We start from the raw sequence: 12699 nt of genomic DNA on the forward strand, positions 1-12699 counted from the left end.
TGATTATTATATCGGACTGAAGGTTATGAAACAGCTTCTAAAAACCAGTGGTCAGCTGATTGGCAATATTAGTTTGGTGGCGATTAATGGCGATCAGGCTGAGCTGGGCTATTGGTTGGGCGAGCCGTTTTGGAATCAAGGCTATGGCAGTGAGGCTGCAACGGCCCTGGTTGAGATGGCAGGTACTGCTATGGGGATTCGCACAATCATTGCTGAGCATTTGCAATCTAACCCCGCCTCGGGGCGTTTGATGCAAAAAATTGGCATGAGCTACAGTCATACCCTTGAGCGACCGGACCGAGATGGTCAGTTAGCGAAAGTGGATGTTTATCAGTTGCGGCTCTAGTTATCGCTTGCGAACTTTGAGGCTATTGCTCAGGTTTATTCACAAACAGGATGCGCCCATCAATGACCTCGTAGGAGCTATGCCGGGCCTATGTAGGACTTATGAGTGGCGCATCTGTTTGTACGCTGACTGCACTGGTGGTGCAAATTAGTATTGCCTTTGTATGGGGCTACAACGCTTTTACGTTGGTATTGCCTTAGCATTAGGGTCTGCATAATCACAGTGCACAAGAGATTTATCTCTGTTGAAGTATTATTGTTGTATTTATCAGCTTTATCTCTCCGGCGGTCTATATGGTAGGCCTTAGAATCCAGAAAACCATACATGCCATGTATCTCATGTTTCTGGTCGTGAAATTTCTGCATATTCTTGTTTGATATGTACAGGACTATTTCTGGTTTTTGATAACTATGTCACGCTGGTGTTCTGATAATTCGATGATTATTTTTCATCTTCCACTTGAATAAATATCAAGCGGTTATCGAAGTTATGCGAATCTAGTTGATGTATGATTACGACATCGCTTTGCATAGTTTTCAGTATAGTGATAGAAAAATAATAACACGCTCCTTCTCACTCTAACGGAATGGTTCTCTATTAGAAGGCCATTTTCCTCCCAGGTTAATTAATAATAAAGTTACTTTTTGGAGAAGAGTATGAAGCTAGCAGCGTTAGCTGTTTCGCTGTTTCTGATAACCAGCGTGTCTGGGTGTGGCGGAGGAAATAGCACGGGTCGAGGCGGTCAAGAGAGCTCTGAATCATCACAAACTGGCGATTTAGATAGTGGTGACTCAACAGGCGCTGATACGAGCGATAGCGACGATACCTCAGCAATTGATTCCAGTGACGACGTCATAAATAGCGACGTGCCGGGTGCCAGCGACGACTCCAGCGACGACTCCAGCGACGACTCCAGCGACGACTCCAGCGACGACTCCAGCGACGACTCCAGCGATGACTCCAGCGATGACTCCAGTGATGACTCCAGCGACGACTCCAGCGATGACACCAGCGATGACTCACCAGGTAGTGATGATCAGGTTGTAAGCACGCCAACATTGATTAAGACCATCGAGTTTGCTCAATCTCATGTACTGCCCGCCCAAGGGCTCAGTTGGGAGTTAGAAGGAGCGGGTGACTACAAGCTGGTAGAGAATCGTAATACGCTGTTGCTGGCATCTGTAACCGGTGGCACCGATTCTATTGAATTACACTTGTTTGACGAGAGCAATATTCTTCAATATCGTCAGCAACTTGATGCGCCAGATAGGTTGCCACCTAGTGAGGGAGGAGATATCAAGTATTCAGATGAACTCTGGTCTATCACCATTCCTGCGGAGCATATGAAGCAGGGAATATCTGTGCAATTAATCGCTGCAGGACAACTCCCATCTGCCGCTGTTGAGCCGGATTTATATCCAGAAATGAATCTGACCATGTATTCTCTGCCTTTTTTAATCTACGGCGCCAATGACGATAACATGCCGCTTTCTACCGCCGATCTGAGGGAGATGCTGACGGATGACGATGCAAAAAGACAGGCGTCCGCAGGCATGCCTTTTTCAGCGACGAGGATAGTCAACCATCCATTAGGGTTATTCGAGTCCAGCTACTTAATTCAAAAGCCTTCCGGAGAGGCGCCAGCTAAAAAAATTGAATCCGCTTCCGATCCAAGTTATATGTCACCCATACTGGATATTGTTTGGCAGGTGGTTTATACCACGGGCGATATGCGTTTAAACAATATTACTTATGCTCCAGCTATGCTGATCGATCATAGCATCGATAAGAAAATTAAAACCCGAGGGCTGGGAGGGGTCGCATACCTAGGTTCTGGTGCTTCGATGGGCTATCCGACCTTTGGCTTACTGTGGCATGAAGGTGGTCATGCTATGAGCTTGAGCCATTCGCTGGGCGATAGTCGAAATAGTGAAAACCCTTTGTACCCATATAAGGAGGCCAGTTTAAAAGGCTCTGCTTGGGGATATGACGAAGCCAAAGGCTATTTTAGATCTCCGCTGACCACACCGACATCGTTTTACTACAATTGTGGGTTGATGCGCCACGGTGCAATTTTCCAGAAGACGACTGACGGGCGCTGTTATCGTTTAGAGCCAATGCATTCCGCCGATGAGCAAAAAGACCCGGACGCAGACTTCCCGTTATTCTCTGACTTCAGCGCTGGGAAAATGCAAAAGTGGATGCTGGGTCGACGTAAATTAAATGCGAGCGGAGATGGATTCCAGCTGATTGATGAGGCCGGCGAATGGCAGGACTTTATCCCAGTCACTACACATAAAGCTGCTTGGGATATTAAAGAGTATCATCCGGTTAGCTTTGACAAAACAACCGACTTTATTCTGTTCACGCATAGCTTTGCCGGTACAGACGAAATTACACAGTTCTATAATCCAATCCGTTACCAGGGCAATGCCATTGCATTTCTGGATCCAACCAATCAATCTCATTTGGATAACATCAACTTTGAGGCGGATGATCAAAGCCAGGTGGAGTTTTCTAACTACTGCAAGCGCTTAGGCTGTGATTATACTCTTAAGGTAACTTACAGCGATGGCAGTGTGGCATACCGCATTGTAAAAGACAGCGCTCGGAAGCAATGGGAGCCGACTGTATGGAAAGACAACTATCAAAATGAAAACCACGGAGACAGTTTTCGGATGTGGAGCATAGCCATCGTTGCACCAGAGGGGCAGCCTGCCATCAGTAAATTGGAGCTGCTGGACACGCCTATGCTGTGGCGTTTGACACCATCGGATGTTATGTCTGCACCTGCCATTTTAACGAAGCAGTTGTAAAAAGGTCTCTGTATGAGTGTCCGCCCTGCGTTGAATGCAGGGCGTTTTTCCACATCGACTCGTACGCTATGATGGTTGCCGTTCCAAAAAAGAAAGCGTTTATGCATGCTCTAGCTGTGGTCTGGCTCTGACAATAATGGCTTGGCAGTCGACATCGGAGGGTAAGGTGCCATAGTTAATGCCACCATGGCTTTCTATGCGAGAGCGAACAAATGCGGCGGCGATCATAGGCTCACCTTGTTGAATCAATGTACTGGCCTGCAAAGCAATAGCGAGTTTATCTACCAGTGTGCGTGCCCGGTATTCCAAGGTTTCAAGGTCGTTAAATTCCGTGTCCAATGCCGCTACGAATTGATCATAGGCCGCATAGTGACCACAAGCTTGTTGCAGTTCTTGCAGAAAGGCATCGATCACCTTGGGCTCTTTATTAGTAGCGCGCAACACATCCAGGCACTGCACGTTGCCTGAGCCTTCCCAAATGGCGTTGACGGGGGCTTCGCGATAAATGCGTGGCAATATATTATCTTCCACATAGCCCACGCCACCGATGCATTCCATCGCTTCATACGCCAAATGGGGAGTGCGTTTGCAAATCCAATATTTACCGACGGCGGTCGCTAGGCGTAGAAACAATGCTTGTTGTGGATCATCGCTATGATCCAGTGCATGAGCTACTCGCATACTGATGGCGAGGGCTGCTTCACTTTCGATGGTGAGATCAGCCAGTACATTTTGCATCAGTGGTTGCTGATGCAAGCTCTTGCCAAATACGCTGCGACCGCTGGTATGGTGAATGGCTTGAGCGACGGCTGCACGCATGAGTGCTGATGAGCCGACCATGCAATCAAAACGGGTCATGGCCACCATTTCTATGATGGTGCGCACCCCTCGGCCTTCATCGCCGACCATCCAGGCAAAGGCGCCACGAAACTCGATCTCGGATGAAGCATTAGAGATATTGCCTAATTTATTTTTCAGACGTTGAATAAACATCTGATTTTTACTGCCATCCGGACGCCAGCGTGGCATTAAAAAGCACGACAAGCCGTTATCCGTATGGGCCAGTACTAAAAAGGCATCGCACATAGGTGCTGAGCAAAACCACTTATGCCCAATCAGTTCATATTCTGCGCCATTCCCTTGTTGCTCTGACACAGGGTAGGCTCGAGTGCTATTGGCACGCACATCCGATCCACCTTGCTTTTCCGTCATCGCCATGCCAATGGTCACACCCTCTTTTTCAAAATAGGGAACATTGCGCTGGTCATATCGGTTCGCCATGATTTTTGGCAACCACTCTTTCGCTAGAGTGGGGCTATGGCGGATCGCGGGTACCGCTGCAAAGGTCATGGTTAGCGGGCAACCAGAACCGGCATCGGCATTCATATGCATATACTCCAGTGCCGCCCGCGCCACATGAGCGCCAGCCTTAGGCGACACCCAAGGCAGCGAATGGACTTGCGCATCAATCGCGCTACGCATCAGCTGGTGATAGGCCGGGTGAAATTTGGCTAAATCAATACGCTGGCCAAAGCGGTCATGGGGATAAAACTGCGGTTTGTTTTCATTGGCTAAAAAACCCGCTTCGATTAATTCACCACCGCATAGTTCGCCGTAGGCATGTAAGCGCTCACTGGCCCAATCGCCGCCGTAAACGCGCGTCCAGTGTTGCAGCGCCACATCAGATTGGTAGGCATTAAAGTTCTCCAGCGCAGTAGGCTGGTTAAACACCTCGTGGGTATCGGCTTGGGCCAAGTGTTGCTCGCGAGCGGTTGAGGACTGTGCACCCATATTATGGCTCCTAAGGTGATGGATTAGCGCCCAGTAGGCGCAAGCTTAATGTCACTAATTGCTCGATTAAGTAGGGATTGTCTGGCGTGTTGCTGTCGCGGGACTGATCACGAAAACGTTGCGATAAAGGCCCAACTAATGCTTCGGCTAACAGGCCCACCAGAGCTGCCGCACTCACTGCGGTGTCTTGTTGGGAAAATTCTTGTGCTTCAATGCCGCTGTGAATCAAATCTTCAAACAGCTCGGCGTAAGCAAAGCGATATTTCAGCCGCTCTCGCTCAACGCGCGGATCGACGGGTTCAGCGATCAGGGCATACGCCAGAGTGGCGCCTTGCAAAGCGCGTTGGGCAAAGACATGAACGGCATGATGTAAGTGTTCACTTGCACTCTCGCCCAGCTCACTGGCCACCTTTACTTGGGCAATTTCATGTTCGGTGGCATAGCGAAAGACTTCCGCCACCAGCTCCGACTTGTTGGGAAAATGCCGGTAAATGGTGCCGGCAGCAACGCCCGAGCGCTGGGCCACGGCAGCGGCTGTTGCGGCTGCAAAGCCTTGCTCTGCCACCAGCTGACGGGCGGCTTCTAGTAAGCGCTGACGAGTCTCGGCTTTGCGCTGACGTGTATGCTCGGTTTCACGATAGGCCATGGCAGTGCTCTGTATTTTTAAAGAAGTGAATCACTGTTCACTTCTTATGGCAAGGTCGGGATAGGCCGCTCAATTTACCTTGGCTGTACTTTGGAAGGGTTGAAAGGTGTCAGTGGTTGCCTTCCTCTCATCTGGCAAGGTGATAAAAACGGACGCCAGTCACACTTTATTTTTCTTCGCTTTAGCGGTGCTTTATCGGCACTACAAAAACTGGATAATGCCGCGCCTGCCTTGGATACATCGGTATCGATGCCCTGGAAATCATCCCTAATGCTCTTCGCTGGATGGTTATTTAGCTGATGATATTTGAGCAAATTGAATGAATGTGACTGGAGTATGATGTGGTATCAACAATAAAAGCACTGGGCACGATGGTGTGCTTGTCTATGGCGCTGGTTGGTTGCCAGTCGTCTGAACAAGACAAAGATAAGGTGGAAGGTGTACCAGCGGATCAAGACCTGCGTGCGGATCAGATCACTATCACGGAGCCGTTTAATCGGTCGGTGGTATATGACTCTATCGTCAATGTTCGTGCAAATATTCCAGAAGCAGCGGATGTACAGGAAGTAGCGTTATTTGTTGATGGTATTGAAGTGGCACGTGACACGGATGGTGAGCCTTGGCAAATCCCTTGGGCTTCATACTACTGGGCAGATAACGATTCTCATACTCTGATGCTAAAGGCCGTTACTAAAGGCGGCAATGAAGTACGCAGTAACCAGCTTTTTTATGTGTATGTGGATACCTCTACCACTGAAATGTTGGGCTTTGAACCGGGTATCGCCAATGCAGTGCTGAAAGACCAGAACTCGCTGACGGTTGCTTTTAACGAGCTTCCTAGCGCCACTAAGTATGAAGTCAAATATATCAATGAAGATATCGAGAAAAAGATAGAAACGCAGGTTACAGAAGTAGAGCTAACAGATTTAGCTGTTGGCGAATACGAGCTGAGCTATCGTGCCTTTAATCAAGAGCGGGTTGGCCCTTGGAGTGAGTCGGTGACGTTTGAGGTGGCTGCTACCGACCTGCCAGCGCTGAATGCGGCTGAAATCTCACCGTCCGAGTCAGGCTATGATGTGCGTTTATCCTGGCAGGATATGAGTGAAGACAGCACATACAATGTTGAACTAACCAGTCTGATTAATGAGGAAGACTCCTCGGTGCATGAGGATATTTCTGGCAATGAGCTGCTGCTATCTGACTTACCTACGGGCCGCTATGAGTGGCGTTTGACGCGCATCAACTCACTCAATCAAGCTTCTCAGCCTTCACAACCTGAATTATTAGAGTTGGGCGTGTTCAGCAGGATTCTTGGCGGCTCGGGTGAGGATACGGCGAAGCAACTGATTTCTTCGAATCGGGGTGGCTATATAGTGCTGGGCACAACGTTGTCGCAAGAGGTTTCTGCTAGCGTCGATACTGAAGGCGACAATTGGATTGTTAAACTCGATGATCAAGGTAAGGTTGAGTGGCAATACATTGATAACGCTGCAGGCCGAAGCCGATTTGAAGACATTGTTGAACTGGCCGATGGCTCCATCGTTGCTGTTGGCAGTGACGCCAGTGCCAACAGTGGTGTTGCACTAAAACTCAGCAACCAAGGCAGCAGCTTGTGGGAGGTGACTTACCGCCCGGAAAATGTTGCTGAGCGCTATGATTTTCTCGATGTGGTTGAATTCAACGGTTCATTGTATGCATCTGCCGCGAAGTGGGGCCAAGCAGGCTGCAATGGCTGCACGAAAAGAACTGAGTACTATGTGCATGCTATTGGCTCTGGTGATGGCACAGTCTCAGACCCAATCGAACTGCCTGAAGTGACGGGTGTGAAGCGAGTATCTATTGATAAACTGGTGCAAACAGCCGCTGGTGAGCTGTTATTGGCTGGTATGGCGATGCCGGAAGTTGATGGTACCGGCAGTATTATTCAGACCGGTGCCTACCTGCAGATTCTTAACTCAGCGCTAATAGAAGTGGCTGCGTGGAATAATGCTGGCAAGCTATTTCACGGTAATCTAGGTGATGTCGTTGAGCTCACTAATGGACGCTTCGCTATCATTGGTCAGGGCATAAATGAGAGCAATGCACATGTTGCCGTAGTTTACTCTAACGAAGGTAAGCTGGTGGCACATAGCGATGATGCGAGTGGCTATTCCTACACTAATCAGCCACTGTCGGCTGGCCTCGATGGGGATTTTTATTCTGCCTTTAGCGGTGCTTCAAGTCGTGGGGATTCAATAAAACTAGCGAAGTTTGGTGCGGAGGCGACCTTCAAGTCAGCCACTAGTGACGGTTATGCATTCAGCCAACCTCCATTTATCTCCGGACTGACTAGCAATGATGATGGCACTTTCACTTATTTGGTTAACCAACCACAGTCGGGTAATAAAACGGATATAATGGTTGTGAAAGCGGTTTTTCAGTAATTTGCTGCTGCAATACTGTCAGTAATTGGGCCATGAACGACCTTGGAATACTAATGTTCTGAGGTCGTTTCATTATTGTGATAAATCAGTTTTCTAGTTCACAATACTCTCAGTGTTTACCGTAACTTTGCTGCTATAGCAGCAAAGTTACATATTGATATCAGCCAAGCCTATAGGGCTAGCAGAGGTTGTATAGAGTTTTGTCGCTAATATACTTGGTTTTTGAGTGCATGCACCGGGTTCGTTTTATATAGGATAAGCACCAAGGCTTGTTGTGGTGTCATTCCGGGAGAAAAAAGCTAATGTGGAAAAACTTGATGCCACTGATTTTTATAACGTTAAACTTTTCAATTTGGTTGTTGTTCGCTGCTGTGGTTCTCGATTTAGCTTGCAGGCCAAGCGTTTTCTTGTCAGTTTTTTCAACGGTGGTGTTTGCCTTAATCTATGGTGTTGCAAAACGTGAAAAAGACAAGCACGACTAGCAGGTGATCATGTTACTATTTACAGTGCTTTGGTTTAATTAACCCAGATCATCAAAATACCTAAAACCATCCTAGTTTTCACAGGCCTTGGAAGGCTGTTTGGAACCAGGTCATGGTTCAAAGATCTGGGTTGAATTTTAAGATTCCGTCACAGGCAATGACATCTGGATGACGCCATTGTCTTCGCCAACTTCCTCAAAGCCAATACGACGATACATGTCGCGCGCCTGGTTGCTGGCGAAAACGCCACAGCTGATATATTTAAGTCCAAGGATATTCGCTTTTTGGCGGTACCATATGAGGAAGCGACCGCCAATATTTCTATTTTGTAGCTCGGGTGGAATGTGTAGCGTATGTATATGCAGGCGCTCACCGATCAGTTGATAGAAAGAAAAGCCCTTTAAACGACCATCTTGCTCTAGAACAATGCCATGCTGATCGAGAAAGTGCTTGCGAATCGGCTCTTCGTTCCAGGGCTCATTTCGGGCGATGTAGTAGGGCTCCATATTGGCTTTCATTAACGTAAATACGGGCTCTATAAATTCATCCGTTAGTTCTTTGATCACACGATATTCCTTGCTGGGCCGTTAACCAGATGTGCTCAGTGTCATGCTGGTCTCCGCGACTTGTTCGCCATCGATGCGATAACAGTCGCTCATCTCGCCGATTATCTCAAATCCGGCTTTGAGATACAGATTCCTCGCGGGTGTATTAGCCGACAGCACATTTAAATCAAGCCAATCTATGCCATCCTGTTGCCGACAGAATTCAATAGCATGCTGTAGTAAGCGCATCCCCAAGCCTTGCTGGCGCATGCTTTTATCGACTCCCATACCCAGCAGTAACCGGTGAGACTTATAAGCATCGCCATGGTGTCGCAGGTCGATATGGCCAACTATGTGGCCGTCTTGGTCTTTGGCTAGAAGCTGTTTCACAACTTCTTTAGCACGATCATCATGCAGGCGGCGTGAAAGAAGGCTCGATACATTGAGAGCTTTCTTTCCCATCGAACCACTAATCGCCGATAATTTCCAAGCCAAGCAAAAGTGCGCTCTACTTTCCAGCGACGGTCGTACCTTCTCAGCTTTCTACCATCTTGCAGCGGCGCTTTTCTCCTGTTTCGACGATGTGGACAAATGAGATCAACGCCCCGTTTCTTTAACGCCATTCGCAGAGGATCAGAGTCTGCCGCTTTATCGTAAATCAAACGCTTCACCTTGCTCTTGCCATAGGAAACATTTAACAAAGCCTCAATCAGATTGACCTCCGCCGGTGACGCTGAGCCAAGTGTCAGCCCGATTGGAATGCCTTCGCCATCGACGACTATCATCCACTTCGACCCCTTACCACGCTTGGTTTTTCCAACACCGAGGCCCCTTTTTTTGCGGGTGCAAAACTACCATCAGAAAACGATTCTTCCCAATTTAAGCGCGACTGTTGATCCAGAACGCGAAGAAGCTTACGCCAGGCTTTGACCCATGCACCTTGCTCTTCCCAGTACTGAAGGCGGCGCCAGCAGGTACTCGGTGAAGGATAGCGCTCGGGTAGATCACGCCAGCGCGCACCTGAACGTAAGACCCATAAAATGCCCTCGAAACAGGCTCGATTGCTGATAGGTTTGGGACCCCCTTTGCCACGAGGCAGGCTGGGTAAACAAGGCTCAATGTGTGCCCACTGTTGGTCGGTCAGTTCTGAGGTTGAACGTTTCATGGTGGAGGAGTTGAAGCTGATAGTTTTGATTATTATATCGGACTGAAGGTTATGAAACAGCTTCTAACCAAAGTTTGCGCCAGGCCGACTTCCCTAAGCCGTGGTCGAAGCCATGGATGAATTTGTTTCGAGTTGTCTCTGATAGATGACGATGGGCTTTTGCCAACGGTTGGAACAGTGGTTGGCCATTTGAGGCATTGTCACTAAGTTGGCTCTGAAGATAGGTAAAAAATGATTCTAAATCTTGCGGTGTCGCGGCTACGATCTGCACAAATACTCCTGAAAGTGCGGGTTTAAGTTGAGATGGTTAGCTGGGGTTGAAGCTATAGCCACGAGTGTGTGTTATCAACTGAAAACCAGATTTTGCCACAATAGGCTGGCTCATATCAGAAGCATCGATGGTTAAGTAGCGCTTGCCCCGGCTTTTGGCCTCATGAATACGCTGCTGCAGTAAGGCTGAGTAGTGTCCTCGACAGCGATGGCTTGGCACAGTACTGCCACCCCAGATACCGGCAAACGGGCTGTTTTCTTTAAAGGTTATCCAGGCAGAAGATACGGGTTGACCGGAGTCGTACATCACGTAAATAGAAATCGACTCTGGTGCCTTATTTAATTGCTCGCAGAGTTGGCGGTAGTGCCAGTCGAAGTCTTGCTTCCATACCTGTTGCTGTACCTGAATGGCATCGCGAATGCCTTGTTCATCTTTTATACGCTGCAGCCCTGCAGAGTGCGCTGGCTGGCTTTCTACGGCATCGATATCCAGTACCATAAAAGCTTCTTGTTCTTCCTGCACGAAGCCGTGTGCTAACAGAGACGATTCAATGTTTTTGGGCTGATCTGTGGCATAGGTTTTCCACTCAAAGCCAATGCCTAAGTTGGAGAAATAGTCGACCTGCTGCTGTATTTGACTGTCGGTTTGATCGGCGGCAAAGTCGAAATATGCGATGTAGCTGCCGTAGGCTTGATTGGAAACCACTCGAGCGATGCTAGGAGAGGTCTCGACTCTGCCATTGCTATCATCGATTACCCGGCGTTCATATTGGTTGTAGAGTTGCATGATCTGCTGAATATTCAGCTCTTTGATATTGCTCAAACGAGTTTTCCTTAAAATTTTAATCGTTTATAAAAATAATATTGTGTTGTTCCAGCTGGTTTGCTCGCTACGTTACCATGCAGGTGAAGTCAGACCTCATTATGAACGTGATCTTAGAGCTTGGTCATTGCTGAGCTAGGCTGTCTCACTGTCAGTTTTGACTAAGATCGCTGCCTGCTCAGTACTATTTTGATGTTTATGACGGTTTCATGACAGCCACTAATAAACACTCGTTCAGTCTGAGCTTGTCGCCATTATTGTTCGTTGATGACAAATAAATCAACTTCGATGTATCCGACGAGCATCCTCATCATTAGCAATAGTTCCCGGGATAAAATGCGACATGATGTCGCGCTGTGCTGACAGCGTGAAAGGTCGACGCATAATAAGCCGCAGAATGTGATGAGTTTCGCCGAGAGTTGGTATTGCGGCATAGAACTGCAAGTCAGCCTCGTATAGTGTGAGCGATTCATGCTACGCATCAATATAGGAAGAGACGATGATTAAACCGGGACTAACTGTGATGGCGGCCGTGTGCCTAGCGGCCTGTGGTAGTGACAGCGATAGCGATGACAATAAATCCGTGGTGATTAACTTCGGCGCCGGCTTGGGCACTGAAGTGATGGCGTGCGGGCCACGCACGACACCAGTCGGCAGCCAGCAAACCCAGCCAGAGGTAAAAGACTTTCGTCTGTATATTTCTGATGTGCAGGTGGCGGGCAGCGATGGCCAATTCCGCTCGGTTGAGTTGGAGCAGAATGATTGGCAGCACAAAAATGTCGCTTTACTGGATTTTGAAGACGGTTCTGCCAGTTGTAGTGGTGGTAACGCAGCGATGAATAAGCAACTGACAGGCAACGTGAAAGACTTCAGCGGTGATGTTGCACAGGTGCGCTTTACCATTGGCGTGCCTGAGTCACTGAACCACTTGGATCGCACCACCGCCGCATCGCCGTTAAATATCGATGGCATGACTTGGAGCTGGGCCGGTGGATACAAGCACGCGCGCTTGGATGTGAACGGTTGGAATATTCACCTGGGCACTACCGGATGTACATTGGATGACAACAATCAAAACCTTGATTGCTCGAACGATCGCCCGAATCGTCCCACCTATACGCTGAGTGGCATCGATTTGGATGACGATAAAATCTACTTCGACTACGCCGCCTTAGTGAACAGTGCGGATATCAGCAGCAACATGGCAGACACGCCGTTAGGCTGTATGTCGTTCGCCAGCGACAGTGATTGTGCGCCGGTTTTCACCGCCATGGGTTTGGATTTAACCAGCGGCGAATGTGCGGCAGCGGGTTGCGACAGCCAAACCTGGGTATCCATTACTCCGTTGGATCAATAAACCTGCACGGCTTTTATAGAGTCAAAAGTGTTCAC

The 12699-nt window shown here is 48.5% G+C and carries 12 protein-coding genes and 1 pseudogene; 4 read left to right on the forward strand and 9 right to left on the reverse strand.

Features of this window, described 5'->3' with window-relative positions; translation table 11 throughout:
* Positions 1 to 25 precede the first annotated feature (25 nt).
* On the forward strand, positions 26 to 346 hold the full coding sequence (locus CHH28_RS02670; RefSeq protein WP_094058853.1) for a GNAT family N-acetyltransferase: 321 nt from the start codon (positions 26 to 28) through the stop codon (positions 344 to 346).
* A gap of 852 nt (positions 347 to 1198) precedes the next feature.
* Here CHH28_RS02670 and CHH28_RS19805 read toward each other — a convergent pair.
* On the reverse strand, positions 1199 to 1405 hold the full coding sequence (locus CHH28_RS19805; protein WP_157729735.1) for a hypothetical protein: 207 nt from the start codon (positions 1403 to 1405) through the stop codon (positions 1199 to 1201).
* Here CHH28_RS19805 and CHH28_RS02675 point away from each other — a divergent pair.
* The gene (locus CHH28_RS02675) at positions 1405 to 3162 is read left to right on the forward strand and encodes a M66 family metalloprotease (RefSeq protein ID WP_094058854.1); all 1758 of its coding nucleotides are present in this window, start codon (positions 1405 to 1407) and stop codon (positions 3160 to 3162) included. The genes CHH28_RS19805 and CHH28_RS02675 overlap by 1 nt on opposite strands.
* A gap of 99 nt (positions 3163 to 3261) precedes the next feature.
* On the opposite strand, the gene CHH28_RS02680 is transcribed toward CHH28_RS02675, so the two are convergent.
* A complete protein-coding gene (locus CHH28_RS02680; protein WP_094058855.1) occupies positions 3262 to 4953 on the reverse strand; it encodes an acyl-CoA dehydrogenase family protein in 1692 nt (563 codons plus the stop codon).
* 10 nt (positions 4954 to 4963) lie between these two features.
* Positions 4964 to 5599 carry a TetR/AcrR family transcriptional regulator gene (locus CHH28_RS02685; RefSeq protein WP_094058856.1) on the reverse strand — a complete coding sequence of 212 codons (636 nt, stop codon included), beginning with the start codon at positions 5597 to 5599 and terminating at the stop codon, positions 4964 to 4966.
* 341 nt (positions 5600 to 5940) lie between these two features.
* Here CHH28_RS02685 and CHH28_RS02690 point away from each other — a divergent pair, with 341 nt between their 5' ends.
* On the forward strand, positions 5941 to 8022 hold the full coding sequence (locus tag CHH28_RS02690; RefSeq protein WP_157729736.1) for an Ig-like domain-containing protein: 2082 nt from the start codon (positions 5941 to 5943) through the stop codon (positions 8020 to 8022).
* Positions 8023 to 8641: 619 nt separating this feature from the next.
* Here the strand turns inward: CHH28_RS02690 and CHH28_RS02700 are convergent.
* The 6 genes and pseudogenes from CHH28_RS02700 to CHH28_RS02720 all read right to left on the reverse strand — a co-directional run bounded on the left by CHH28_RS02700 (position 8642) and on the right by CHH28_RS02720 (position 11307).
* Complete coding sequence (locus CHH28_RS02700) at positions 8642 to 9070, reverse strand: GNAT family N-acetyltransferase (protein WP_094058859.1); 429 nt, start codon at positions 9068 to 9070, stop codon at positions 8642 to 8644.
* Between the two features lie 21 nt (positions 9071 to 9091).
* On the reverse strand, positions 9092 to 9439 hold the full coding sequence (locus CHH28_RS02705; RefSeq protein WP_199243988.1) for a GNAT family N-acetyltransferase: 348 nt from the start codon (positions 9437 to 9439) through the stop codon (positions 9092 to 9094).
* Positions 9436 to 9864, reverse strand: a pseudogene (locus tag CHH28_RS02710) (IS5 family transposase); the annotation flags it as partial. The pseudogene CHH28_RS02710 and the gene CHH28_RS02705, both read right to left, overlap by 4 nt.
* Entirely contained in the window at positions 9831 to 10214 is a 384-nt protein-coding gene (locus CHH28_RS20490) for a transposase (protein WP_094058567.1), read from the reverse strand. The pseudogene CHH28_RS02710 and the gene CHH28_RS20490, both read right to left, overlap by 34 nt.
* A gap of 49 nt (positions 10215 to 10263) precedes the next feature.
* Positions 10264 to 10485, reverse strand: coding sequence for a hypothetical protein (locus CHH28_RS19810; protein WP_157729737.1), 222 nt, complete (start codon positions 10483 to 10485; stop codon positions 10264 to 10266).
* Positions 10486 to 10521: 36 nt separating this feature from the next.
* Positions 10522 to 11307, reverse strand: a complete 786-nt coding sequence (locus tag CHH28_RS02720; protein WP_199243989.1) for a GNAT family N-acetyltransferase — start codon at positions 11305 to 11307, stop codon at positions 10522 to 10524.
* A 499-nt stretch (positions 11308 to 11806) separates the two neighbouring features.
* Between CHH28_RS02720 and CHH28_RS02725 the strand changes: the two genes are divergently transcribed.
* Positions 11807 to 12664: an MbnP family copper-binding protein gene (locus CHH28_RS02725; protein ID WP_094058861.1), complete on the forward strand. Its 858-nt coding sequence runs from the start codon at positions 11807 to 11809 to the stop codon at positions 12662 to 12664.
* Positions 12665 to 12699: the final 35 nt, after the last annotated feature.

Source organism: Bacterioplanes sanyensis (assembly GCF_002237535.1).
Lineage (GTDB): Bacteria > Pseudomonadota > Gammaproteobacteria > Pseudomonadales > Oceanobacteraceae > Bacterioplanes > Bacterioplanes sanyensis_A.